Source organism: Croceitalea marina (assembly GCF_042684265.1).
GTDB lineage: Bacteria > Bacteroidota > Bacteroidia > Flavobacteriales > Flavobacteriaceae > Croceitalea > Croceitalea marina.
Map to the genome: position 1 here is coordinate 145,111 of NZ_JBHULB010000011.1, position 25,480 is coordinate 170,590.

Sequence of the window (25,480 nt, forward strand, 5' to 3'; positions counted from 1 at the left end):
TAACAAAATTACTAAATTGGTGAAAATTCAAATAATGAGACAAGCTATACAGCAACTACCTATTCTTTTTTTCTGCCTTATTTTTGCCGCTTCTTGTATAAATGAGAAAAAAGAAAATACTTCAATGACTTTACCGCAAGCAAAGAAAATTCCGAAAAACCTTGAAATTCATGGTGATACCCGAGTGGATAATTACTATTGGTTAAATGACCGCGAAAATGATGAAGTTATAGCGTATTTAGAGGCTGAAAACGAATATTATCAAGAGCAAACAAAGCACACCAAGTCTTTTCAAGAAGAGCTCTTTTTAGAGATGAAATCGAGAATAAAAGAAGATGACGAGTCCGTTCCTTACAAAAGAGATGGGTATTATTATCTCACGCGATATGAAAAAGGAAAAGAATATCCCATTTATTCACGAAAAAAGGAATCTTTGGATACTGAGGAAGAAATTTTGTTCAATTGCAATGAATTAGCTGCAGCACATGATTTTTTTAATCTAAGGGGAGTTTCGGTTAGTCCCGATAATAAATTAGCTGCTTTTGGTACCGATACGGTTTCTAGAAGACAGTATTTTATTCAGATCAAGAACCTGGTTACTGGAGAAATTTATCCAGATAAAACTGAGAATACAACAGGAGGCTCCGTATGGGCTGCGGATAACAAAACCCTATTTTATACCAAAAAAGACCCGATAACATTGCGTTCAGATAAAATTTACAAACATCGATTGGGTACCGACGCAGAAGAAGATGAATTGGTGTTCCATGAAGAAGATGATACGTACAATACCTTTGTTTACAAAACCAAATCGCGCAAATATATCGTTATAGGCTCTATTAGTACTTTAACTTCAGAATACAGATTTATACCAACAGATGCTCCAGATAGTGAATTTAAAATTTTCTCTCCGCGAACTAGGGGGTTAGAATATTCTATTTCTCACTATGGTGACAGTTTTTATATTTTGACGAATAAGGACGATGCCACCAATTTTAAATTGATGAAGACCTCCGAAGACAGCACAACTTCTGATAATTGGACGGAATTTATTGGCCATAGAGAAAACGTTCTTTTAGAGGACATTGATATTTTTAAAGAGTACTATGTGCTATCGGAACGTGAAAATGGTTTGAACAAAATGAAGATTGTTCGTTGGGATGGTTCTGATAGTTACTATTTGCCCTTTGATAGCGAGACCTATGTTGCGGGCGCTAGTACGAACCTTGACTTTGATACTGAAAAGCTGCGCTATTTCTATAATGCCATGACCTCGCCTTACGCCATAATCGATTTTAATATGCGTACCAAAGAGAGTGAAGTATTAAAACAACAGGAAGTGTTAGGTGGCGATTTTAATAAAGAAAACTATCGTTCAGAACGTATTTGGGCAACCGCCTCAGATGGTACAAAGATACCAGTATCAATGGTGTATCACAAGAATACTAAGCTAGATGGTAGCAGCCCATTGTTACAATATGCCTATGGGTCTTATGGCTCAACAATAGATCCTTATTTTTCTTCGGTTCGATTAAGTTTGTTGGATAGAGGATTTATCTACGCAATTGCCCATGTAAGGGGAGGTGAGTATTTGGGCAGGCCATGGTATGAAGACGGTAAGTTACTCACCAAAAAGAATACGTTTACCGACTTTGTAGATGTTTCTAAACACTTGATTACAGAAAAATATACTTCACCAGAGCATTTATATGCTATGGGTGGTTCCGCTGGAGGCTTGTTGATGGGAGCAATTGTGAATATGGCTCCAGAACTATATAATGGGGTTATTGCCGCAGTGCCTTTTGTAGATGTTATAACGACCATGTTAGATGATAGTATTCCTTTGACCACAGGGGAGTATGATGAATGGGGAAATCCTAATGATAAAACGTATTACGATTATATTAAAACCTACTCCCCATACGACAATGTAGAAGCGAAAGAATATCCCAATCTTTTAGTAACCACTGGGCTTCATGATTCTCAGGTACAGTATTGGGAGCCAGCCAAGTGGGTGGCCAAACTAAGGGAGTATAAGACTGATAACAATCAACTTTTCTTGGATACGAATATGGAAGCAGGGCATGGGGGAGCTTCCGGAAGATTTGAGGCTTTGAAGGAAACCGCCAAGGAATATGCCTTTATTTTAGATTTGGAAGGAAAAATCCGATAAAATAAAAATTGTTATTTTTGCACCTGTAATAAAGGCTTTAAGGCTTTATTTACAAGACCTTACTTAACTATGGAGAATAACATTAATGCTTATAATAGCATCTTAGATTTAGTTGGTAATACCCCTCTTATCAAACTAAATCGTATTGCTGATGCTTTAACTGGTAACTTCTACGCCAAAGTAGAAGCGTTTAACCCAGGGCATTCAGCTAAGGATAGAATTGCCGTTCATATCATTGAAGAAGCTGAAAGAAAAGGCCTTTTGAATGCTGAAAGCACCATTATCGAGACCACTTCGGGCAATACAGGATTTAGCTTGGCCATGGCAAGCATGGTTAAAGGTTACAAATGTATTTTAGCGGTTAGTTCTAAATCGTCACCCGATAAAATTGATATGTTGCGCTCTATGGGCGCTCAAGTATATGTTTGTCCTGCCCATGTCAGTGCCGATGACCCACGTTCTTACTATGAGGTCGCCAAACGTTTGCATAAAGAGACTAAAGGTTCCATTTATATCAATCAATATTTCAACGAATTAAATATTGAAGCACATTATAGAACCACGGGACCTGAAATCTGGAAACAGACCAATGGTAATATTACCCATTTGGTAGCTTGCAGTGGAACAGGTGGAACGATTTCCGGTACGGCTCGCTTTCTTAAAGAACAAAATCCGGATATCAAGGTTTTAGCAGTTGATGCCTATGGTTCGGTTCTTAAGAAATACCACGAAACAGGCGAGTTCGATCATGAAGAAATTTATCCTTACAGAATAGAAGGTCTAGGTAAAAACCTAATTCCAAGTGCTACCGACTTTAATACGATTGATCGCTATATCAAGGTTACCGATGCAGAAAGTGCGCATATGGCCCGTAAAATAGCACATACCGAGGGTATGTTTGTTGGGTACACCAGTGGTGCCGCAATGCAAGCTGTGATGCAATATGGTATGGAGGGTGAGTTTAAAAAAGATAGTAATGTGGTTGTAATTTTCCCAGATCATGGGTCACGTTACATGAGCAAGATCTATAGTGACGAGTGGATGCAAAATCAAGGGTTTTTTGATGCTAAGAATGCAGAAACTCCAACAGAAATTCAATATATCAAGTAAGTAAAAAATAAGAAGTTTAAGAGCGGTAACTTCTTTTAAGTTGCCGCTTTTTGTTTGTAATAAAGACATTGCGTCGTTAGTAAAATTGCATATTTTTGCAACTCATACAATTTAAGGTAGATGAAAGATTTATTTGAAAGAATTATAGAAAATAAAGGACCGTTAGGAAAATGGGCTTCACAAGCTGAAGGATATTTTGTATTTCCAAAGTTGGAAGGTCCTATTTCGAATAGAATGAAGTTTCAAGGAAAAGAGGTCATAACCTGGAGTATTAATGATTACCTAGGCCTCGCCAACCTACCTGAAGTTAAAAAAGTAGATGGAGAAGCAGCTCATGAACATGGTTCGGCATACCCAATGGGGGCTCGAATGATGAGTGGTCATACAGATTTTCATGAGCAATTGGAAAGAGAATTGGCAACATTTGTGAGTAAAGAAGCTTCTTACTTATTGAATTTTGGATACCAAGGCTTTATGTCAGTTGTAGATGCTTTAGTTACCAAAGACGATATCATTGTTTATGATGTAGATGCGCATGCTTGTATTATAGATGGTGTTCGTTTACATATGGGTAAGCGTTTTACTTTTATGCATAATGATGTTGAAAGTTTAGAGAAAAACTTGGAAAGGGCCACAAAAATGGCCGAGCAGACTGGTGGAGGTATTTTGGTTATCTCGGAAGGCGTTTTCGGAATGCGCGGTGAGCAAGGTATTTTGAAGGAAATTGTTGCTTTAAAGAAAAAGTTCAACTTTAGGTTGTTGGTCGATGATGCCCATGGTTTTGGCACACTAGGTAAAACTGGGGCTGGAGCAGGCGAGGAGCAAGGTGTACAAGACGATATCGATGTGTATTTGGCCACTTTCGCCAAGTCTATGGCCAGTATCGGTGCTTTTGTAGCAGCAGACCAAGAAATTATAGACTATTTAAAATACAACCTACGTTCGCAAATGTTCGCAAAATCATTGCCTATGGTTTACGTGAAAGGAGCATTAAAGCGTTTGGATATGATGCGCACTATGCCCCAACTGAAGGCAAAATTGTGGGAAAACGTAGATGCATTGCAAAACGGACTTAAAGAACGTGGTTTTGATATTGGTACTACATCCAGTTGTGTTACTCCGGTGTATTTGAACGGTAGTATTCCAGAGGCTATGGCTTTGGTAAAGGATTTACGCGAGAATTACGGTATTTTCTGTTCTATCGTTGTTTATCCGGTTATTCCTAAGGGATTGATTCTATTACGTTTAATCCCTACGGCTACGCATACGATGGAAGACATTTCAGAGACTTTAGATGCTTTTTCCAGTATTCGTGAAAGGTTGGAAAATGGAACGTACAAAAGGTTATCTGCTGCTGTTGCCGCAGCAATGGGGGAGTAGATTACATCGCTTTTTCGTAAGCCTCTTTCATCCAATTGATTAATTCAGCATCTATTTCTTTTGTTGAGGTCAATTGTACACGATGTGTGCACATTGTTCCGAAAGGACCAGAATTACCAAGCCTATCTGTGGTTGGTTTGTCTTTTAGTTTAAGGCCTAAATCTATTCTGGTTTTTGTAGCTGGTTTTATAAGTACAAATTGTCTTTTTCGAATAATGCTCACGCTTCCTTTTTTGGGCATAATGGTGATGTCGTTTCCAAAAGGTTTAATTACTTCTAATAGCTTTTCATAAATAGGAAATAAGACTTCTTTGCCCTTGTATTGCGCTTCTACCAAATTAACAGGAGCTTGATTCTCCTCTTTTGATAATGTTACAATAGTATTTGCAAAACCGTGGGTTACGTTGTGCTCTTTTTTAAGAAAATTCACCCCTTCAGAATGTTTTGTGAATGATTTTGTTTTGAGGATTGATTTCCATTCTTCTAACGATTTACCAGTTTTTTCTGGCATGTTAGAAATCATGGTTTGCAGGGCCTTGTCCATAGGTTTAGTATTTTATAGATGGTTTGCCTGTTTCTAAATATGAAATCAGGTTAAGATATGATTGTTCATTCCCTTGAATAAAAAAATTCATCAACGACATATATTTTTCATTTTTTTTATACCCCATACCATAAGAAATCACTTTTGTTTTCGATGGACTTATCTCTTCAAAAAGAATCATATTGAATAAGTCTTTTTCATCTTCTTTCATAAATTCCGGGAAATTTTTAGTGAGTTCGGCTTGTAATGTTAACATCCGTTTCGGGATGTAATTTATGATATGCAATGTAATTGTAGATTCATCTCCAACTTTTCCAAGCTTATTGTAATTAGTTTTAATGGTACCATTTATTTTAAAATCTACCTCAGCTATCGGAACCGCCCAACTTTCCCATCCTATTTTTGTGATATAGGCATTCCATAACGAATCTAAGGGAACGTTTACTTCAAAAGATTGTTTCAATACCATATTATCTGCTTTCGAGGAATCGATAACCGATTTTATTCGTGATGCAGAATTGTCATTTGGATTTTGAGCAAATAGTATGGTAGAAAAGGAAAGAAATAGTATTTGTAGTAAATGTGTCTTCATATTTCTAAAATGAGATAAGCACAAATTAAGAAAGTTATAATGAATTGTGATAGTAAAAAATTAACCTTGCCGGTCTAAAGGAAAAAAATTTGGTTCACCTTTATTGTAATCTGCTTGTAAGAACTCTTGAGGGTTAAATCCAGAAAATTCTTTAAATTCTTTAATAAAATGTGATTGGTCTGAATAGCCGAATTCATGAGCAATCTGCGACCAAAGCAAATGCTGTTTATTTTGTATTTGCTTTAGAATTTCGTTAAACCTAAAAACACGATGAAATATTTTAGGTGTCAATCCAAAATATTTTTTAAACTGACTAATCAAATGCTTCTGTGTTTTAGGGTAAGTGCTAACAATGTTATTGCCTTCAGATATGGGATTGGCCGATAATTGGTTGAGGATGGATACAAGATTTAAATCTGGCACCTTATCATAACCAAATTTATCTACCAACCAATTTTCAATAAGTTTAAATTTGCCGATTACCGCTTTCGTTTCTAAAACCTGTTCTCTTAGTTCTAAAATGCTACCACCAAAAAGTGTGTTGGCATCTACTACCAAATTATTTAGTTGATATATAGGCTTATGTAAAAAAGGATAGGCTCCGCCAGGTTTAAATTGTACTACAAGCATTTCAGAGTTTTGATGCGCCGAAATTGAAAGAAACTTTTTTTGCATGCCCGAGACCCATGCATTTTTAAAACTTCCATTTGGTTCTAATGTTTTACTATCATAAGTATGCCGCTCAATACCATCTAACTCAATTATGAGAAAAATATGCCCTGTGGGTACAACGCGCTCAATAGAGTGTTCAGGCCTATATCCCCTATAGTAAAATATAGACTCAATATAGTCTAGTAACGGTTGTTCTATATGGTGCGATTCAAATATCAAGATACCTTAAGTTTAATTTACAGTTTCTGTATTTTTTAAAGAATCAGTCCCTTGTTAAATCGAATACAATATATCGATTCCATTTGTTACAAAGCTCTTCTATAGGTTCTTCTGCGTTTATGCGTCCAAGGATTAAAATGTTTCCAGATTTGTGCAATGGCGGTATTTTCTTCTAACTCTGGCGTACGTATACATTCTACAATACCTTTTTCTGTAAAGGTTTTATGAAATTCATTAAAGATTATAGCCGTTACTCCTTTATTTTGATATTCTGGGTGAACACCAATGAGATAGAAAGTAACATTTTTACTGTGCTTTCTTGCTCGTAGTAAATGAAAGATACCAAAAGGGAATAATTTACCTTTTGCTTTTTGCAGGGCTTCTGAAAATGAGGGCATAACAATGGCAAAAGCAACAAGCTTATCATTTTTATCAATAACGAACTTGATATATTCAGGATTTATAAAACTGATGTATTTCTTTTTAAAGTATTCTTTTTGAACATCGGTAATTTTTACAAATGAGGCTAAGCTTGAGTAACTATCATTAAATAAATCGAACATACTATCGACCCATGGCATAATAGCTTTACTATTCGTAAAGTTCAATTCTCTTAATTCGTAGCGCTTTTTAATGAGCATGTTTGCCTTGGCAAAAGTCTTTGGGTCGGCATTGGCAAACAAAAATTTATTTTCTAAATACTCCTTTTCTTTTATAAAACCATGCTCCTCAAAATGAGATTGGTAATAGGGGTGGTTATACCAAGTGATCATAGTGCCAATATGGCCGAAACCATCTATCAAAACGCCTACTTTATCGAGGTTAGAGAAACCCACGGGCCCTTCCATATAGTCCAGTTGCTGCTCTTGCCCAATCTCGTTAACCTTTTGCAGTAGGGCTTTCGAAACCTCAAAATCATCTATAAAATCAAACCAGCCAAAACGCATTTTTTTAAGCTTTTGCTCTTTGACCTCTATCCAATTTACAATTGCTGCGACCCGACCTACTATCTTACCTTGTTGATAGGCAAGGAAGAATCGTGCCTCTGCATTTTTAAATGCTGGATTTTTGGTCTTATCAAAAGTTTCTAGTTCGTCTTTAATGATGGGAGGTACCCAATACTTGTTGTCCTTGTATAGCGAAAAAGGGAATTTTACAAAAGCCTTAAAATCGGCAGGGGATAGTACTTCTTTGGTGGTGACCATGCATTGTAGTTTGTGAATGCCAAATCGAGCACCGCCGAGAAGTTTTTAATATAAAATAGGTACCAATCTCGACCGCGCTTGAATTGACACTTTGATTGCCTTACAATATTAAGGATATTAGCGAAGGATGAAAAATGAATATTTCTCTGATTTAGAAGTCCAGCTCGTTTTTCTTCTTTTTCTTTTTACCTTTCTTCTTCATGCTCTTCTTCTTGATTTTACCGCTACTGTCGTCACTTTTAGTTTGGATCAATTCATCTTTATGAAAATCCAAACGATAGGAAAGTCCTGTAGAAGCAAATATGCGAGAAGGAGTGGTCTTAAAACTTCCTCCAAAATTGACATCAACTTGAAAATTGGGACTAAACAAATGCGCAATACCACCACGCAGTAATAAATCATTATATCTATCACTATTAATACCTTGATGCTCCACAAAAACACTCCACTTTGGGTTTTTAAAGGCATGCGATAATGAAACGGTATAACTTAATTCATGGAAGTCCGTAGTGATTCTATCATAGGCGATATTAGAAATTAAGACCAACCTTGGCGAAAGTGCACTTTGCATTGCAACCATACCACGATAAGAAATTGTGGCATCTTCTCTATAAAAAGGATTTTCACCCAAATTAAAGGTAGCACCGCCATAAACCGAAACTGCCGGAATCAGGTTTTTCCACTGAAATTTATTATTGGCCCTCCAACTATATAAATTAGGCTTATTGGCTTCGGGGTTTTTAAATGGATCAAAGATTAGATACTTTAAACCTATTCTATTTCGTCTAAAATCTGTTCTGGTCTCCTCTAAATTCAGATTGTTAAAAGTGATATTCTGGCTGACATAAGTACCTTCATAATTTAACTCTAGTTTTTCCAAAAGCAAGCCATATCGAAGAGAAATGTCTCCTCCAAAAATATTGGAATCGTAATTAATATCAGAATGATTCTGTATTTCATAGAGCAACCCAATTTCCGCTTGCACCACATTCTTACCAACTGCATATGCGCTAACAGAGACTCCAGGTCTATTTGAATTTATAACATCCGTGTACTGAGCAGAAACCAAAAATGGTAAAAGGAGTAATAGAAAAACTTTTTTTTGAAAGGCCATAGCACTGATTTTAATACTATTTTATGAAACTTTTTGTGGGTTTGAGATACTTACAATGTAATTTTGAATCAATAGCAACAGTAATATGGTTTTATTACAAACGATTTTAATACTAATCTTAGTATACTACGGGGTTAAATTACTTTTAAAGTGGTTAGCGCCGAAGTTACTTAACTATGCGGTCAAAAAGACGGAAGAACGTTTTGGGCAACAATTCGGTAATTTCGATACCCATACAAAATCGCAACAAAAAGCACAGACCCCAGGCCATAAAAAAAGCAGGCCAAAATCTAATCCGTCAAAAAAAGTTGGAGAATATATAGATTTTGAAGAAATTGAGTGATCTTTGGTTACTCAACAGCATTCTATGAAGCTTTCCGCTAAAGCAATCTTTACCAATTTAATTGTCATTGCACTTTTTATAATTACCGCACTGGCATACTTTAATCCGGTCTTACAGGGCAAGGCTATCTTTCAGTCAGATATTGCCCAGTACAAGGGTATGGCCAAAGAGCGTAATGACTTTAAGGCGAATTCAGGCATTGAGTCGTATTGGACCAATAGCGCATTTGGTGGTATGCCAACCTATCAATTAGGGGCAAACTATCCCCATGACTATGTAAAAAAACTAGATCGTTTAATCAGATTTTTACCACGCCCGGCAGACTATCTGTTTCTTTATTTTATTGGCTTTTATATTCTTATGCTTTGCATGAAAGTGGAATATCGGCTTGCAGTACTCGGCGCGCTGGCTTTTGGTTTCTCTACCTATCTTATTATCATTTTAGGTGTAGGGCATAATGCAAAAGCACATGCTTTGGCTTATTTACCAATGGTTTTAGGGGGAATTACGCTTGTTTTTAGAAAAAAATACCTGCTCGGATTTATTTTAACGGCTATTGCTATGGCCTTGGAAATAAGTGCCAATCATTACCAAATGACCTATTATTTTATGCTGTTGGTGTTAATACTGGGCTTGGTGTATTTGATTTACGCAATTAAGGACAAACAGCTAAAACACTTTTTTACTTCTGTTGGTATTTTAATTTTAGCGGTAATTTTAGGAATAGCTACCAATACAACCTCTTTGATGGCCACGAAAGAATATGCGGATTGGAGTACCCGCGGAAAATCGGAACTTACCATTAATCCTGATGGTTCGGCAAAAGAAATCAAAGATGGCCTGGATAGAGACTATATTACCCATTACAGCTATGGAATAACGGAATCATTGGATTTGTTGGTGCCTCGAATGTTCGGAGGTTCTAATCATGAGGATTTAGGAAAAGATTCTAAAGCTTATGAGTTCTTAATTGGGCAAGGTCTGCCACCAACACGTGCAATAGAGTTTTCAAAAGATTTGCCTTTGTATTGGGGAGACCAACCAGGTACTTCCGCCCCGGCTTATATCGGGGTTGTGCTATTTTTCTTGTTTCTTTTAGGCGTATTCTTGGTAAAGCGAAAGTTTGTTTTGTGGCTTGTTGGAGGCACCATCTTGTCCCTGTTTTTATCTTGGGGTAAAAACTTTCCAACGCTCACCAATTTTATGATAGATTATTTTCCGCTGTATAATAAATTTCGAGCGGTCTCTTCAATTCAGATTGTACTTGAATTGTGCGTTCCTATTTTAGGAATTCTAGGTTTGAGGGAGCTGTTTAAATCTTCGGTAAAAAAGAAGGCAAAAATGAATGCCTTAAAACTTTCGGGCATCGTAACTGGTGGAATACTTGTCTTAATTTTCGTAATGAAAGGGTTCTTTGATTTTGAAAGCTTTAGAGATGCCAGCATGGTACAAAGAGGTTTCCCCGAAGATTTAATGGCCATGATAGAGCGGGATAGAGAAGCTGTTTATGTTAGTGATACGATACGTTCTTTAATCTATGCGTTACTTACTGCTGGTGTCCTCTTTTTATTTTTGAGGGAGAAACTAAAAAAGAACGCAGTAGTTATTGCTTTAGGTGCCCTTATTTTGTTTGATTTGGTCGGGGTAAATCTTCGGTATGTGAATAAAGATGACTTTGTAAGGGCAAGAGTTGTTGAAAGACCTTTTCAGGCTTCTGATCTTGATAATGCCATTCGTCAGGATAAAGAAATATTCCGGGTTTTTGACCCGCAAGAAGGAGTGAACGGAGCCAGAACGTCTTATTTTCATCAGTCTCTTGGCGGTTATCATGCGGCCAAACCGGGTAAACTAGAAGATTTATTCGAGTATCACCTTTATGATAATAATGTAGAGGTACTGAATATGTTGAACGTAAAATATATTATTCAGCAAGACGATGAGGGAAGAAGCTTTCCTGCGGTCAATGATGATAGAAATGGCAATGCTTGGTTTGTCCAAAAAATTGAACCAGTCAACAATGCCGATGAAGAAATTCAAGGTTTAAAAGGACTAAATTCAAAAACGACTGCAATAGTCAACACTAGAAGCCACCCAAGAATTACAAAATTGTCTTATGAGGTGGATTCCCTGGCTACAGCTAAATTGGTGGACTACAGACCAAACTATTTAGAATACAAGACTTCCAATACGAATGAGGGGTTCGTTGTGTTTTCTGAAATGCATTATCCTAAAGGGTGGGCTGCCACAATAGATGGTAGAGAAGCAGAACATATTAAAGTCAATTATGCCCTAAGAGGGATGAAAGTTCCTGCAGGTGAACATACTATTGTTTTTCAATTCAACCCAGAGGTGGTTAAAATAGGAAGTGAAGTGGCACTAGGAAGTAATATTGCACTAGCCCTTGTAATTTTAATTGGATTGGTATTCACCTTTTGGAAACCTAAGCGTAAAGCGAAGGAATAATGCAAAAAATTCTCATCATAGCATATTATTGGCCTCCGGCTGGTGGGCCAGGGGTACAGCGTTGGTTGAAATTTGTAAAATATCTGCGAGACTTTGATATTGAACCTATTGTTTATGTTCCAGAGAACCCGAATTATCCCATAAACGATTCTTCTTTAGAAGCTGAAATTCCCGAAGGAATCAAAATACTGAAACAACCCATTTTTGAGCCTTACAAACTTGCTGCCATATTTTCAAAAAAGAAAACGCAACGCATCAGCTCGGGTATCATTCAAAAACGCAAAAAGCAATCGTTTTTAGAAAAGGTATTGTTATGGATCAGGGGAAATCTCTTTATCCCCGACGCCAGAAAATACTGGGTAAAACCATCTGTAAAGTTTCTGTCCGATTTTATTGAAAAAGAGGACATTAAAACGGTCATTACTACTGGGCCTCCACACAGTATCCATCTTATTGGGTTGGGTTTAAAGCGGCAAAAAAGTATCAGTTGGATTACTGATTTTCGTGATCCTTGGACCACTATTGGCTATCATAAGAAGCTAAAATTGACAAAATCTTCACGTCAGAAACACAAAGAATTGGAAAAGCTTGTTTTGAGTACGGCAGATAAAATTGTGGTTACAAGCAATAACACTAAAAAAGAATTTGAAAAACTTACCAATAAACCTATTCAAGTTATCACCAATGGCTACGATGGTGCCGTTGTCAAAACTGAATTGGATAAAAAGTTCAGTATTGCACACATCGGCTCGTTGCTAACGGATAGAAATCCTGAGGTACTTTGGAAGGTTTTAGGTGAATTGACCAAAGAGAATGAGGCTTTTAAGGAAGCACTTGAAGTTCGATTGGTTGGGGTAGTGGGCAAAGAAGTCTTTGCTTCGTTAAAACAACATGGCTTAGCGTCTTTTGTGGACGAATTGGGTTACTTGGCCCATACTGAGGTTTTAGAACTTCAGCCCAAATCACAAATATTGTTGTTACTGGAAATCAATTCAGCTGAAACACGTGGAATTCTACCGGGTAAACTCTTTGAATATTTAAATGCTAAAAGGCCAATACTCGCTATTGGTCCGGAAGGATGGGAAGCTGCTGAAATTATAAAAGAAACAGATTCTGGGTTAGGTTTGGTTTCTAATGATGAGTCCGCCTTAAAAAATGTACTTTTAGAATGGTTTGAGCTGTATCAAAAAGGGGAACTACGGCTTAATCCAAAAGGAATTGAAAAGTATAGTAGAAAACAATTAACCCAACAACTCGCCAATTTTATTAGATGGGAATCGTCTTAAAACAGTCGCTTAAGAATACCACCATAACCTATATCGGCTTTGCTATTGGTGCAATCAACATCCTCTTTTTATATACCAAAATACTCCCGGATGAATACTATGGTTTAGTAGGTGTTATTCTCGCCACAGGTGCTATTCTGATGCCTTTACTAGCATTTGGGGTTCACAATACTATGGTTAAGTACTACAGCAATCAGAAAGAAGAGGAGAAAGACGCTTTTCTGACCTTGATGCTGCTGAGTCCTTTGATTACCCTAATTCCGATAGCATTTACTACTTGGTTTTTTTATAATGAGATCGGTGAATTTTTAGCACAAAAAAACTCAATCGTAAAGAACTATGTTTGGCATATTTTTTTGGTAGGTTTCGCACTAGCTTATTTTGAAGTGTTCTATGCTTGGTGTAAAGTACATCTGAAATCGGTATTCGGTAATTTTCTAAAAGAAGTATTCGCACGACTCTGTATCATGATTTTGTTAGGGCTTTACTATTTCGAAATTATTTCACTTGACTTCTTTTTAATGGCCCTAGTCGGGGTTTACCTTATAAGAACTTTGATCATTAAATTTTATGCCTATAGTTTAAGAACTTTAAAACTGGATTTTAATTTCCCAAAAGAAACTAGACAAATACTGGGTTATAGCGTATTAATAATTCTTGGTGGTTCTGCGGCGCTAATCCTATTGGAAATAGACAAAGTAATGATCAATCAATTTATTGAGATTGAAAACGTTGCCTATTACAGCGTAGCGGTTTTTATTGCAACCGTTATTATTGTTCCTTCCCGGGCGATGCACAATATTACGTATCCGCTTACCGCTGAACTGTTGAATACGGCTAATTTTTCAGAATTAAAGAAGTTATATCAAAAAACGTCTTTAACGCTTTTCATCGCTTCAGGGATACTCTTTCTTTTGATTATTTTGAATTTGGAGGAACTGAATAAATTATTGCCAGAAGCATACCGAGGTGGTTTCTATATTGTTTTGCTTATAGGCCTAGCCAAGGTTTTTGATTCGTTATTGGGCAATAACAACGCCATTTTATACAATTCAAAATATTATAAAACCGTGTTGTTGTTTGGGGTATGTCTTGCTGTTTTGACCATTCTTTTAAACTTATGGCTGATTCCCAACTTAGGTCTAGAAGGTGCTGCTCTGGCAAGCTTTATCGCTATTTGTCTTTTTAACCTTTTAAAGCTTTGGTACGTGTACGAAAAATTTAAAATTCAACCGTTTACAATTGCTACAGGTAAAGTTTTCGCCACCTTAGCCGTATTGGGCACCTTGTTCAGTTATTTGTATTTTTCGTTTCATCCAATCTTAAATATCATCCTTAAATCTATGCTCCTAGTGGTGATGTACGTAGGCATTGTATATCGGCTTAGAATTTCTGAAGATGTGAATGGGGTTATTTCTAGGCTTTTTAGAAAGCGTACATAGTTATATGTTCTCAACACCAAACGGTGTCATTTCGAGCGGATTTTACGCTTTAGCGTAAAATATGTATCGAGAAATGGTTAAGCTCTTTTGTCGGGTTCTCGATATTATTTTTCGTTCCTCAAAATCACTCGAACTGGCAAAAGACCTGTAATCGTTTTCAAGATTTAATTCGATTACGCAAATCTTTTATTTGCTACCTCATAAAAAACCCCGTAGCGGATAAATCCAACTACGGGGTAACAACTAACCAACCTAAAAACTTCGATTAACCCTGTTTTGTAATTGCTTTGGCAAGAAACAAAACAGTTGGTGTTTCGAATGCTGAGCGGAGTCGAAGCATCTTTAACTCCGCTGAGCAAATTCTGTTATTGTACTCTAGAACTTCTGCTTCTAGAACTTGTAGCTGAACTTCTTTTTGAAGAAGAACTTCTACTTACTGTTTTTCTTTGAGGAGAACTACTACGTTTAACCGTCGATGTTCTTCTCTGAGGCGTACTTCTTTGAACACTTTGCGTTCTTTTCTGAGTACTTCTGTTGCTTACAACACTTCTCTTCTGCGTAGCCTGTGGCTTTCTGTACGTTGTTGTACTTCTGCTTACAGTTCTCTTTTGAGGTGTTCTAGTAACTTCCCTTTTTGTTATGGACGTACTACGTGGCGTTCTTGTTACCGATCTTTGGGTAACACTATTACCTCTATTTGATCGCTCCGTTACGCTTGTACCTCTATTTGAACGTTGTACTACATCATTTCCTCTTCGTACATCTCCTTGTCTTGTAGACTTACCTCTAGATATCGCAGATCTGTTGCTAGAGCTACGTCCGTTATCGGCAAACCTTCTATCAGATTTCGAGATTCTATTGTCATTTCTGCCATAATCACCTCTACGCCCCCTGTTTTCTCTAACCGTTACGCGATTATCATTACGGTAAATATTAGCTCTTCTAGACCTGTCGTATCGGTATTCTCTACCTCTGTTTACATAAGCCCTTCTAAAATTATCTCTATAAGGTCTGTACCATGTATAACGAACTGGGTTGTACCATCTTCTATAAGGTGTTGTCCATACATTACAGAACCCAACGGCCGGTCTGGCAAAATACCTGTGAAACGGACGGTATACATAGTTTCTGTTATAAATGTTTATGAATCCTGTATAGTGGCTAAATACACCTCCATTGTAAAAGACATTAAGACCACCGATTCTACGAACCCTATTATTTCTGTACCATACATCTACACCACCTATTTGTGATACACGACCGTAGTAGTCATAAAATACAGGTACATTTTCTACTTGAATTATGGCTCCGTAGTCATCATACTGTACAAAGGGATTGTAATTAAAGCCAGAATTGAATGTGATGCCAACATTACCAACTCTTCCTCGTACACCAACATTTACTTGATTGTCGATGTAGAAATCAAACTCTCCGTCTGGATAAACAGAGAAGGTTACTCCATTTTCTACGAAGATGAAGGAGTTATTATAACGATAAGCATTAACAACAACCTTATCTTCTAGTGTTTCAGCTTTGGTCATGGTTGTACCAAAAAAGACCGCTGCAATAATAAGTACTAACTTTTTCATACTATAAGGTTTAAATTCTGGAAGCAACTATTTACTTTCCGATTTGGTAATACCAAACAGCGTGCCAAAAAAATTAACTACTTTAAAATCAGATATTTAAGTTGTAAATAAAAAGCAAAGTATAGACTACTGCGAAGAAAACGAACAGTAGATTCATACCATAACCTCCATATTTAAAGAGTGGTTTTTGCGGAATTTGATACATGGGATAATAGGCAATTTGTGTAGCCACTTTGCCTACCCAATAAGCACCGATAAGACCTGTTAGCGCCAAAGCAAGATTGGTCTGGTTCTTTAGGTCTGAAGGGATTAAGATGGCAATAAGTCCAAAAGAGAAGTTTAATCCCTGAATATACCTACCATAAGTCTTAGCAATTTCTTGGTTTAAGGGCTTTAGCTGCTTTACATCAGTATACCAATCAAATACTTTATGTCTTATATACGGATAAACCAAGGCGGTGAAAATTTGCCCTATTCCGCCTGCAATAATAATCCAATTAGGAATTTGTATACTCATGTTTAATTTTTTAGAATACTATATTTTATGGAAGACTTAAATTTAGTGAAATGTCTATATCTCTTATTTTGCATCCAAAGGACGATTTCTTCTTTACTTTTTTTTAATCCTCTGGGAATATAGGGTCTTACGTTATCATACTTAGAATTTTTTGTAATAGCACTACTAGTCCATGATAAACCAAAGTCTTTTGTCTCCCAACGTTCTATTTCAAATACTCCATTCACTTGTTTAGAAATATAAATAATGTTTGGATTAGATGGATGTATTGTCATTCCACCAAAATAATAGGGTTCTTTTTCTTTTTTCCCCTTTTTAGTTTTAGGAAACCACTTGCCAGATTTACAAATCTCCTTATTTATCCATTTTCCATTTACTATTCTAGAATACCAATAGCGATGATTATTCTTTGCAGGACTTTTTGTATATAGTATTACTGGATTAGACAAGGAATCTTGACTAATATCTGCAATCCAAGCGCGACCTTCTTCTTTATTAAATTTATAAATAGAAGTTGTTTTAAACGGTTCAAATGGGATATTACTTAAATCTGCAATTTGTTGATCTTTGGCATTAAAAAACGCACCTCCTTTGAAATAGGTATAATAAACAGAGTTTTCTTTCTCTTCAAGTGGGTGACCATCGGTAAATACCATGTGTATTTTAGAATTCCCATCCGAAGAGTATTTTATATAAGGTCGATTACTTTTATTGTATGGTGTACGAGTTAAAAAAATACTACTTTTTGTCCAGGTAGTTCCAAAATCATCTGACCACATTAAATTTGGTTTAAAGCCAGTATACCTGCCAAAATTGAACAGTATATTATTTAATAAAATTGGATTAGCATATGTTATTGTTGGTTTACGGTATTTATATAAATCTTTTTTACTGAAAGGATATAATCTTCGTGTTTTTCCAAATTGAAAAGGACCGTTTATACTATTCAATAAATTTTGATAAAGATGTTTTTTACTGTGTTTTGTGTAGAGTGCAATTACCTCCCCATCTTTGTTAACTGCAAAGACAGGATTATTATGATCATCTTTTTCAAGTTTATGATATAACTCATATTTACTAATCTTTTTGGTATCTGTGTTAAGTTTTGCTGCTATAATTGAGCCCTTAGAATTAACCCATCCAGTAATAAGAATACTATCCACTAGTATTGCTCTTGGGTCTGAGAACCAACACCAAGCACCGTCTTTATCAAGAGTATTTACTATTTGTTGTGAAAAACCTGAACTAGAGTAAAGAAAGCATAAGAATAGTAATAAATGTATTATAGAACTATCCCTTTTGAGAATAGTTTTTTTCAGGATTTGCCTCATAGATTATTATGCAAGTTAAGACATTGTTTTAGGGACTAAAACTGTGTATCATGTTTCATTGGAAATTGCTTTGGAATGGAATCTTTGTCTTCACCTAGGTTTTGGCGTAAATCAATCTCAATTCCTCTAGCGATTGTAGAAATAGGTACATCATTGGCAGTACCCTCAAATGGATTTTCGCCTGTGCGTCCAATACGCTCCATAGTATGAAAAATCCATGCCACTATAATGTAAAAAGGAACGCATACCCAAACGAAAAGGTTACCAATAAGCGGGTACTTTTCTGCTATTTCACTACCAATCTCTCCAAATTGGGGTACTAGTGCTAGGGGTAACAATAACACAAAAATCCACATAAAAAAGTGATTTAAGGTCGCAAAATGACGAGGGTATGGGAAGTTTTTGATACGTTCACTCTTACCTTGTAGGGTAAATAATTCTTGTAAAACACCTTCGAGTTCTAAAAACGAAAACTCCCAAATTACACCTTGTTCCTTTAATTTTCTAAGATGATGCGATTGCTGGTAAAGTAATGCCGTTTGTTTGTTGTCTTTTTTTAGGATATCTGCCAAATCTTCTGAAGTCAAATAAGGAGCTAAGTCATCTTTTAAATCTACACCAAGCTCTGGTGGTTTGGTGTCCCATTCTCGGTTGGTTCTATGATTTGTAGTGGTTTCCCAGGGCTTAAGAGCCCGCATGGCGTGGCGTAATGCCGTCATCCAAGCTATATGGCGATAGGTTAGGGTCTTAATTTCAGATTGTAACACTTTATCAGCCACAGGTTTTTGGGTATGCTCATTGGTAAGCATGTCTTGAACAAACATGCCAAATGTGCGAGATGTATTTACAATACCACCCCATATTTTACGGGCCTCCCAAATTCTACCGTAGGCTGAGTTATTCTGAAAACCAATAACAAAAGCAACTGCAGTGCCAATTAGGGCTAGGGGAGTCCACGGAATTTTTAACCAGGCTAAATCTAAAAAGTAGTAAGCTGCCACCACTGCTAAAATAATAATGGTAAAAAGGAGTGTCTCATAACGAGTCCAAATTGCCATTTGAAGGGTAGAATAGGTTTTTTTAGTGTACATGTTGGTTCTTGTTTTAAAGTAAACAAGCTACGAAATTATGGGCATAAAATGGTTACTGAGATTCCTCGTCGTTTCACTTGCTCGGAATGACTATGATTAACTCGTTGTCATCTCGAAACGAATAATAAGGAGTGTAAGAAATCTAACTGTTATAAATTAATTTAGAATTAGCGACCTGTAGGTACAGATTTACTAAAATTTTTCTTCGAACTTCGTAACTAAGAGTTGTATTTGATTAGTAAAAACATTCTTGGATGCTAAAGAAAATTTCAAAAAAGATTTTTAAATATATTGGAATACTAATAGGTTTAGTTGTCTTAGCCGGCTTAGCTTTTAGAGCATTTGGTCCTGAGCTACATAAGCCTATGGGAAAGCTCGTTAATGTGAACGGGATTGATTTGCATATTCACCCAACCGGAATAGAAAATGATAAACCAACTGTTATAATAGAAGGTGGAGCGAGTTCTTCAACAGAATACTATCATTGGTTAAGTGAAGGACTAAAAGATAGTTTGCGAGTTGTGCGTTACGACCGAGCCGGAAATGGATATAGTGAACAAAGTGATGTAACACGCAGTGCAGAAACAATTGCAAGAGAATTGCACCAACTACTGGAAAAGGCGGGAGAATCACCACCTTACATTTTAGCAGGACATTCTATGGGAGGGCCATATATACGCGTTTTTGCAGAATTATATCCAGATGAAGTTGAAGCGCTAGTTTTTATAGATGCCACACATCCAGAACAGGTAGAAAGGTTAAATGCTGCGAAAAAATCATCATTCTGGTTTAAGACTACACTTTTTTTACTGGGTACGGCTTCGTTTTTGGCAGATTTAGGTATTGTAGGACTTTTTGAAAGTTTTTCAGGGTCATTATTGGCTGGAGACGGATTACCAGATGAAATTAATGCGAGAACAAGAGATTTTTTGCTTAACGGAAAGCGAACAAGAGCATATAAGAATGAAATTGAAAGCTACCATTCTGCACTAGAGCGGGCGGGCAAGACAGATGATTTTGGTACATTGCCTATTCGAGTTTTCACCGCGATAGCAATTGATAAAGAGGCTTACCGTAAAAATGGTATTGACCCCTATAAGTTCTTAAACGAGACCATAGCAGCGCAAAAAGAGTTTGCCCAGCTTTCAACGAATGGAAAACAATTTTTAGTTGATGGAAATCATCAAACTATTTTTACAAAAAAAGAGAATGCAGATATTATTACTAAAGAAATAATTAGGTTGATAGCAGAAATGCAAAGTGATAATTAGAAATTTATAGGTACACATTATAGATTTTTCAATCAAAGCTTTGCTTCTCATTTCGAAATGACTTAGGGCAGTGTTTTGGTCATTTCGAGCTGTCATACTGAGCATGGTAAAAGAATCTCAATGATTTAATTTAAACCAACTTAGCTCTCCCTCATCAGGTGAGGAGGGTTATGAATCTTGACTCGGCAGGAGAAAGGGGGAGCTTGCTTTTTGAAAAATGGCCTAATACAATCCCTTCCGTCTTGTTCGCTTTGCTACCAAGCCACCTTCCCTTGACGAAGGGAAGGAGCTTTTATCCTAGTCATTTCGAACCGACTGAAAGGAGTGTGAGAAATCTTAATAACCAAGAGGTTAGTTATTCTCTTGACTTTGAATGTTCTATTAGGTTTTTGAGATTTCTCAATCAAAGCTTTGCTTTTCATTTCGAAATGACTTAGGCGGTTTTTTGGTCATTTTGAGCTGTCATATTGAGCATGGTAAAAGAATCTCAATGATTTAATTTAAACCAACTTAGCTCTCCCTCATCAGGTGAGGAGGGGGATGAATCTTGACTCGACATGAGAAAGGGGGGGCTTGCTTTTTGAAGTATGGCCTAATACAATCCCTTCCGTCTTGTTCGCTTTGCTACCAAGCCACCTTCCCTTGACGAAGGGAAGGAGCTTTTATCCTAGTCATTTCGAACCGACTGAAAGGAGTATGAGAAATCTTAATAACCAAGGGGTTAGCTATTCTCTTGAATTTGTATGTTTTATCAGGTTTTTGAGATTTCTCAATCAAAGCTTTGCTTTTGATATCGAAATGACTTAGTGCGGTGTTTTGGTCATTTTGAGCTGTCATATTGAGCATGGTAAAAGAATTTCAATGACTTAATTTAATTCAACTTAGCTCTCCCTCATCAGGTGAGGAGGGGGATGAATCTTGACTCGACATGAGAAAGGGGGGGCTTGCTTTTTGAAATATGGCCTAATACAATCCCTTCCGTCTTGTTCGCTTTGCAATCAAGCCACCTTCCCTTGACGAAGGGAAGGAGCTTTTATCCTAGTCATTTCGAATCGACTGAAAGGAGTGTGAGAAATCTTAATAACCAAGGGGTTAGCCATTCTCTTGAATTTGTATGTTTTATTAGGTTTTTGAGATTTCTCAATCAAAGCTTTGCTTTTGATTTCGAAATGACTTAGGCGGTGTTTTGGTCATTTCGAGCTGTCACGCTGAGTACTTCGACTAGGCTCAGCACAGGCAAGTCAATGTCTAAGTCAAAACTAGTTTCAATGTCACACTGAGCCCGTCGAAGTGGACTCGAAGGAGGAAGTGAGTAATCTACCTGTTAAAAACTACTATAGAATTAGCGGCCTGTAGGTATAGATTTTCTAAAATATTTCTACGAACTTCGTTATAAGTTGCTAAAATGGAATTAAAACTCCACTTAGATTATTTATGTATCCAATTAAAAACCAAAATGACAAGAAAAAAGTTAAAGTTAAAATTCGAGCCAAATTTAGTAATTGCGATTGGTGTTCTGATTGCAAGTTTTGGTGCTTTGATTGTTTCGATGAGGCAAGCATCCATAATGAATGAACAAACTAAAATATTAATCGAGCAATCTAAATCAAATGCTTGGCCAAGCTTAAGTATAGAAATGTCCAGAGGAGTAAGGTCTGATGGTTTAACTAAATTTAATTTCCAAATATCAAACAGAGGAACTGGTCCGGCTATAATTGATAAAACCGTTATATCCTATGATGGAAAGTCATTTGAAAATTGGAATGAATTTTATAAACTGCTAAATGTTCCTGACTCAATCCCCTTAGGTCACGGTAACGATATTTTATTTAATAGAATTATATCACCTAATGAGAATTTCAACTTAATTGATTGGTCAGTAAATAAAAAACTGATGCAATTCATTTACGATAGAGCTGATAAGATAAGTGTCAAAATATGTTATAAATCAGTTTATGGCGACTTTTGGATAGTTAAAAGAAATGGTCTTCAAAACAATTTAGAGAAAAATGTTAACGAAAAAACTGATAGTTGTTCTCTAAGTGATGAAGTTGCATTTGAAGAGTAGATTATTGCAGAATATGGTATTGCTAACGGTTAGTACTAAACTGAAAATTAAGGCATATTAACCCGTAACTAACGGTTACAAGAGACAGATAACGAAACCTTAATTTTCTATTACTATAATTTCTCCGCTAAATACTTAGCTGTAAACGAAGCCTTGTTTTGTATCAATTCTTCAGGAGTACCTTCTGCCAATAAATTACCACCGTTAGCACCACCCTCTGGGCCAAGGTCAATAATATAGTCCGCACATTTAATGAGTTCTATATTATGTTCTATTACAATTACGGAATGGCCTTTGTCTATTAAAGCATCAAAAGATTTTAGCAGCTTTTTTATATCATGAAAATGCAGCCCCGTAGTAGGCTCATCAAAAATAAAGAGGGCTTTTTCTTTGGTGTTACCCTTTACCAAAAACGAAGCCAGTTTTATCCGCTGCGCCTCGCCACCAGATAGGGTAGAGGAGCTCTGCCCCAAAGTCACATAACCTAGACCTACATCTTGCAGCGGTTGTAACTTCTTTATTATTTTATCTTGTTTAAAAGTTTTAAAATGTTCAATAGCATCATCAATGGTGAGCATTAAAATGTCATTGATGCTTTTACCTTCAAACTTAACTTCTAACACTTCTTTTTTAAAGCGTTTTCCCTCGCACACATCACATTCTAAATGCACATCTGCCATAAACTGCATTTCTACCGTAATTTCACCCTCACCTTTACATTTTTCGCATCGGCCGCCATCTACATTAAATGAAAAGTGTTTTGCTTGGTAACCACGTAGCTTGCTTAATTTTTGAGAGGCAAAAAGTGCTCTTATATCATCATAGGCCTTTATATAGGTTACCGGGTTAGAACGCGAAGAACGCCCAATCGGGTTTTGGTCTACAAATTCTACATGCTTTAATTGGGTATACTTGCCTTCAATTTTGGTAAACTGCCCTGCTTTTTCTCCATAACCACCGGTCTCTTTTAAGATAGAGGGGTATAGAATCTTTTTGACCAAAGTACTTTTACCACTACCAGAAACCCCAGTAACCACGGTTAACATATTTAGTGGAAAAGTGACATTGATGTTTTTAAGATTGTTCTCACGCGCACCTTTAATTTGTATGTAATTTGGAGAATTTCGACGCGCTGCCGGCACCTCTATTTCTTTGGTGCCATTTAAATACTGCGCAGTTAGGGAATCCGATTTTAAAATGGCAGCCATAGCACCAGTTGCAACTACCTCGCCACCTAAAGTTCCTGCTTCTGGGCCAATATCGATAACTTCATCGGCAGCTTTCATGATATCTTCATCATGTTCTACCACAATTACGGTATTGCCTAAATCACGAAGTGATTTTAAAACTTCAATGAGATTCTCAGTGTCTTTTGGGTGTAGTCCAATACTAGGCTCGTCTAAAATATACATAGAGCCTACCAAACTACTCCCCAAAGAAGTTGCCAGGTTGATACGTTGGCTTTCGCCACCCGAGAGGGAATTTGACTTTCGGTTCAGGGTCAAATAACTCAACCCTACTTTAGAAAGAAAATCGAGTCTGGTATTGATTTCCTTTAAAAGTCGCTTTGCAATGGTCTGATCGTGTTCCGATAATTGCAGCTCTTCAAAGAAAACGACCAAATCTTTTATGGGCAATTCAATAATGTCGGAGATAGACTTTCCGTTGATTTTTACATAGTCGGCCTCTTTTCGAAGTCTTTTCCCTTTACAAACGGAGCATTTGGTTTTTCCGCGGTAGCGAGAAAGCATTACGCGGTTCTGTATTTTATAGCTTTTTTCCTCTAACTGCTCAAAGAACTTATGTAGTCCAATAAAATGGTCATTACCATCCCAAACCAATTGTTTTTGTTCTTCAGAAAGTTCAAACCAAGGTTTGTGTATAGGAAAGTCAAACTTATAGGCCGCATTTACCAATTGTTCTCGGTACCAACTCATACTCTCACCACGCCAAGGAAAAACTGCTTCTTCATAAACCGATAAGGCGGTGTTGGGTATAACCAAATCGGCATCGATACCGATAACATCTCCGTAGCCTTCACATTTTGGGCAAGCTCCGTAGGGGTTATTAAAACTGAACAGATGTACATTGGGTTCCAAGAACTTCATATCATCGAGCTCAAACTGATTACTAAAAACCATTTGTTTTCCAGTTTCTAGAACTTCAATTGCACATCTTCCTTTTCCTTCAAAAAACGCATTGTCCACGGCATTGCCCAATCTATTTAAAAAATCTTCATCGTCTTTGACTACAATTCGATCTACGACCAGGTCAAAGTCTTTACCTATATCTTTGGGCACTTGGTCTATGCGCAGTACCTCTCCCTTATATTTTATACGGGCATAGCCCTGTTTAGAAAATAATGCTAAGGACTTTAAACTATCCCTATCTTCCTTTATATGTATAGGTGCAAGTAGTAAAAGCTTTGTTCCTTCCTCAAACGTTTTCACATAGTTCACCACATCGGTCACCACATCTTTTTTGACTTCCTTACCTGAGATAGGCGAAATGGTCTTGCCGATTCTGGCAAAGAGCAGTTTTAAATAGTCGTATACCTCGGTAGTCGTGCCTACCGTAGAACGCGGATTGGTAGAGTTCACCTTTTGCTCAATGGCAATTGCGGGTGCTATACCTTTTATATAGTCTACTTTAGGTTTATCCAGTTTGCCCAAAAACTGGCGTGCGTATGACGAAAGACTCTCTACATAACGCCTTTGACCTTCTGCATATAAGGTGTCAAAAGCAAGGCTTGACTTGCCCGAACCTGATAATCCGGTAATGACCACAAGTTTATTTCGAGGGATAACAACATCTATATTCTTGAGGTTATGGAGTTTGGCACCCTTTATGATAATATTTTGCTTTGAGTCGACGTCTTTAAGGGAAAGCATTTACGTATATTTAATATTCAAAGATACGATTGAATGTAGTTAATGACTATATTATTAACTTTGACATCTAAAATAGCGCATATCACAACATAGTTTTTTTGAAGGACCCCCTTCTATCTATATTTGGTGTGTAATTAAAATCTGATAGGCCTATACAGCAATAATTACTTTTTTATTTA

Annotated in this window: 19 protein-coding genes; 9 read left to right on the plus strand and 10 right to left on the minus strand. The window is 36.8% G+C overall.

The window, feature by feature from the left end:
* Positions 1-34: 34 nt before the first annotated feature.
* The 3 genes from ACFSQJ_RS09605 to ACFSQJ_RS09615 all read left to right on the plus strand — a co-directional run bounded on the left by ACFSQJ_RS09605 (position 35) and on the right by ACFSQJ_RS09615 (position 4,663).
* Positions 35-2,173, plus strand: a complete 2,139-nt coding sequence (locus tag ACFSQJ_RS09605; protein ID WP_377766743.1) for a S9 family peptidase — start codon at positions 35-37, stop codon at positions 2,171-2,173.
* Positions 2,174-2,242: 69 nt separating this feature from the next.
* Positions 2,243-3,283 carry a PLP-dependent cysteine synthase family protein gene (locus ACFSQJ_RS09610; protein ID WP_377766744.1) on the plus strand — a complete coding sequence of 347 codons (1,041 nt, stop codon included), beginning with the start codon at positions 2,243-2,245 and terminating at the stop codon, positions 3,281-3,283.
* 120 nt (positions 3,284-3,403) lie between these two features.
* Complete coding sequence (locus ACFSQJ_RS09615; RefSeq protein WP_377766745.1) at positions 3,404-4,663, plus strand: aminotransferase class I/II-fold pyridoxal phosphate-dependent enzyme; 1,260 nt, start codon at positions 3,404-3,406, stop codon at positions 4,661-4,663.
* A gap of 1 nt (position 4,664) precedes the next feature.
* On the opposite strand, the gene ACFSQJ_RS09620 is transcribed toward ACFSQJ_RS09615, so the two are convergent.
* The 5 genes from ACFSQJ_RS09620 to ACFSQJ_RS09640 all read right to left on the minus strand — a co-directional run bounded on the left by ACFSQJ_RS09620 (position 4,665) and on the right by ACFSQJ_RS09640 (position 9,009).
* On the minus strand, positions 4,665-5,207 hold the full coding sequence (locus tag ACFSQJ_RS09620) for a DUF4287 domain-containing protein (RefSeq protein ID WP_377766746.1): 543 nt from the start codon (positions 5,205-5,207) through the stop codon (positions 4,665-4,667).
* Between the two features lie 4 nt (positions 5,208-5,211).
* The gene (locus ACFSQJ_RS09625; protein ID WP_377766747.1) at positions 5,212-5,799 is read right to left on the minus strand and encodes an SRPBCC domain-containing protein; all 588 of its coding nucleotides are present in this window, start codon (positions 5,797-5,799) and stop codon (positions 5,212-5,214) included.
* A gap of 60 nt (positions 5,800-5,859) precedes the next feature.
* Positions 5,860-6,690, minus strand: coding sequence for a DUF6597 domain-containing transcriptional factor (locus ACFSQJ_RS09630; RefSeq protein ID WP_377766748.1), 831 nt, complete (start codon positions 6,688-6,690; stop codon positions 5,860-5,862).
* Positions 6,691-6,776: 86 nt separating this feature from the next.
* Positions 6,777-7,895 carry a GTP cyclohydrolase gene (locus ACFSQJ_RS09635; protein WP_377766749.1) on the minus strand — a complete coding sequence of 373 codons (1,119 nt, stop codon included), beginning with the start codon at positions 7,893-7,895 and terminating at the stop codon, positions 6,777-6,779.
* A gap of 151 nt (positions 7,896-8,046) precedes the next feature.
* A complete protein-coding gene (locus tag ACFSQJ_RS09640) occupies positions 8,047-9,009 on the minus strand; it encodes a transporter (RefSeq protein WP_377766750.1) in 963 nt (320 codons plus the stop codon).
* Between the two features lie 85 nt (positions 9,010-9,094).
* On the opposite strand from ACFSQJ_RS09640, the gene ACFSQJ_RS09645 reads away from it, so the two are divergent.
* Genes ACFSQJ_RS09645 through ACFSQJ_RS09660 form a run of 4 tightly spaced genes read left to right on the plus strand, consistent with a single transcriptional unit; the run spans position 9,095 to position 14,543 of the window.
* The gene (locus ACFSQJ_RS09645) at positions 9,095-9,352 is read left to right on the plus strand and encodes a DUF4834 family protein (protein ID WP_377766751.1); all 258 of its coding nucleotides are present in this window, start codon (positions 9,095-9,097) and stop codon (positions 9,350-9,352) included.
* 24 nt (positions 9,353-9,376) lie between these two features.
* The gene (locus ACFSQJ_RS09650; RefSeq protein ID WP_377766752.1) at positions 9,377-11,815 is read left to right on the plus strand and encodes a YfhO family protein; all 2,439 of its coding nucleotides are present in this window, start codon (positions 9,377-9,379) and stop codon (positions 11,813-11,815) included.
* Positions 11,815-13,101, plus strand: coding sequence for a glycosyltransferase family 4 protein (locus tag ACFSQJ_RS09655; protein ID WP_377766753.1), 1,287 nt, complete (start codon positions 11,815-11,817; stop codon positions 13,099-13,101). The genes ACFSQJ_RS09650 and ACFSQJ_RS09655 overlap by 1 nt, the downstream gene beginning before the upstream one ends.
* Positions 13,086-14,543 carry a lipopolysaccharide biosynthesis protein gene (locus tag ACFSQJ_RS09660; RefSeq protein ID WP_377766754.1) on the plus strand — a complete coding sequence of 486 codons (1,458 nt, stop codon included), beginning with the start codon at positions 13,086-13,088 and terminating at the stop codon, positions 14,541-14,543. The genes ACFSQJ_RS09655 and ACFSQJ_RS09660 overlap by 16 nt, the downstream gene beginning before the upstream one ends.
* Before the next feature lie 365 nt (positions 14,544-14,908).
* Here the strand turns inward: ACFSQJ_RS09660 and ACFSQJ_RS09665 are convergent, their stop codons facing one another.
* From ACFSQJ_RS09665 to ACFSQJ_RS09680, 4 genes are all read right to left on the minus strand, one after another.
* Complete coding sequence (locus tag ACFSQJ_RS09665) at positions 14,909-16,132, minus strand: hypothetical protein (protein WP_377766755.1); 1,224 nt, start codon at positions 16,130-16,132, stop codon at positions 14,909-14,911.
* An 88-nt stretch (positions 16,133-16,220) separates the two neighbouring features.
* Complete coding sequence (locus ACFSQJ_RS09670; RefSeq protein WP_377766756.1) at positions 16,221-16,649, minus strand: hypothetical protein; 429 nt, start codon at positions 16,647-16,649, stop codon at positions 16,221-16,223.
* Positions 16,650-16,651: 2 nt separating this feature from the next.
* Positions 16,652-17,980, minus strand: coding sequence for a BNR-4 repeat-containing protein (locus ACFSQJ_RS09675; RefSeq protein WP_377766757.1), 1,329 nt, complete (start codon positions 17,978-17,980; stop codon positions 16,652-16,654).
* Between the two features lie 35 nt (positions 17,981-18,015).
* Positions 18,016-19,071 (minus strand): bestrophin family protein, encoded by a 1,056-nt coding sequence (locus ACFSQJ_RS09680; RefSeq protein ID WP_377766758.1) that lies wholly within the window; start codon positions 19,069-19,071, stop codon positions 18,016-18,018.
* Between the two features lie 254 nt (positions 19,072-19,325).
* On the opposite strand from ACFSQJ_RS09680, the gene ACFSQJ_RS09685 reads away from it, so the two are divergent.
* Together ACFSQJ_RS09685 and ACFSQJ_RS09690 are read left to right on the plus strand one after the other, a co-directional pair.
* Positions 19,326-20,342: an alpha/beta fold hydrolase gene (locus tag ACFSQJ_RS09685; RefSeq protein ID WP_377766759.1), complete on the plus strand. Its 1,017-nt coding sequence runs from the start codon at positions 19,326-19,328 to the stop codon at positions 20,340-20,342.
* Positions 20,343-21,747: 1,405 nt separating this feature from the next.
* Entirely contained in the window at positions 21,748-22,410 is a 663-nt protein-coding gene (locus tag ACFSQJ_RS09690; protein ID WP_377766760.1) for a hypothetical protein, read from the plus strand.
* A gap of 113 nt (positions 22,411-22,523) precedes the next feature.
* Here the strand turns inward: ACFSQJ_RS09690 and uvrA are convergent, their stop codons facing one another.
* Positions 22,524-25,301 carry an excinuclease ABC subunit UvrA gene (uvrA, locus tag ACFSQJ_RS09695; RefSeq protein ID WP_377766761.1) on the minus strand — a complete coding sequence of 926 codons (2,778 nt, stop codon included), beginning with the start codon at positions 25,299-25,301 and terminating at the stop codon, positions 22,524-22,526.
* Positions 25,302-25,480: the final 179 nt, after the last annotated feature.

Coding starts and splice junctions, on each gene's coding strand:
- ACFSQJ_RS09665 (WP_377766755.1), bottom strand. CDS start 16,132: ATGAAAAAGTTAGTACTTATTATTGCAGCGGTCTTTTTTGGTACAACC.
- ACFSQJ_RS09610 (WP_377766744.1), top strand. CDS start 2,243: ATGGAGAATAACATTAATGCTTATAATAGCATCTTAGATTTAGTTGGT.
- ACFSQJ_RS09645 (WP_377766751.1), top strand. CDS start 9,095: ATGGTTTTATTACAAACGATTTTAATACTAATCTTAGTATACTACGGG.
- ACFSQJ_RS09660 (WP_377766754.1), top strand. CDS start 13,086: ATGGGAATCGTCTTAAAACAGTCGCTTAAGAATACCACCATAACCTAT.
- ACFSQJ_RS09615 (WP_377766745.1), top strand. CDS start 3,404: ATGAAAGATTTATTTGAAAGAATTATAGAAAATAAAGGACCGTTAGGA.
- ACFSQJ_RS09620 (WP_377766746.1), bottom strand. CDS start 5,207: ATGGACAAGGCCCTGCAAACCATGATTTCTAACATGCCAGAAAAAACT.
- ACFSQJ_RS09675 (WP_377766757.1), bottom strand. CDS start 17,980: ATGAGGCAAATCCTGAAAAAAACTATTCTCAAAAGGGATAGTTCTATA.
- ACFSQJ_RS09690 (WP_377766760.1), top strand. CDS start 21,748: ATGGAATTAAAACTCCACTTAGATTATTTATGTATCCAATTAAAAACC.
- ACFSQJ_RS09655 (WP_377766753.1), top strand. CDS start 11,815: ATGCAAAAAATTCTCATCATAGCATATTATTGGCCTCCGGCTGGTGGG.
- ACFSQJ_RS09680 (WP_377766758.1), bottom strand. CDS start 19,071: ATGTACACTAAAAAAACCTATTCTACCCTTCAAATGGCAATTTGGACT.
- ACFSQJ_RS09670 (WP_377766756.1), bottom strand. CDS start 16,649: ATGAGTATACAAATTCCTAATTGGATTATTATTGCAGGCGGAATAGGG.
- ACFSQJ_RS09640 (WP_377766750.1), bottom strand. CDS start 9,009: ATGGCCTTTCAAAAAAAAGTTTTTCTATTACTCCTTTTACCATTTTTG.
- uvrA (WP_377766761.1), bottom strand. CDS start 25,301: ATGCTTTCCCTTAAAGACGTCGACTCAAAGCAAAATATTATCATAAAG.
- ACFSQJ_RS09650 (WP_377766752.1), top strand. CDS start 9,377: ATGAAGCTTTCCGCTAAAGCAATCTTTACCAATTTAATTGTCATTGCA.
- ACFSQJ_RS09685 (WP_377766759.1), top strand. CDS start 19,326: ATGCTAAAGAAAATTTCAAAAAAGATTTTTAAATATATTGGAATACTA.
- ACFSQJ_RS09605 (WP_377766743.1), top strand. CDS start 35: ATGAGACAAGCTATACAGCAACTACCTATTCTTTTTTTCTGCCTTATT.
- ACFSQJ_RS09625 (WP_377766747.1), bottom strand. CDS start 5,799: ATGAAGACACATTTACTACAAATACTATTTCTTTCCTTTTCTACCATA.
- ACFSQJ_RS09635 (WP_377766749.1), bottom strand. CDS start 7,895: ATGGTCACCACCAAAGAAGTACTATCCCCTGCCGATTTTAAGGCTTTT.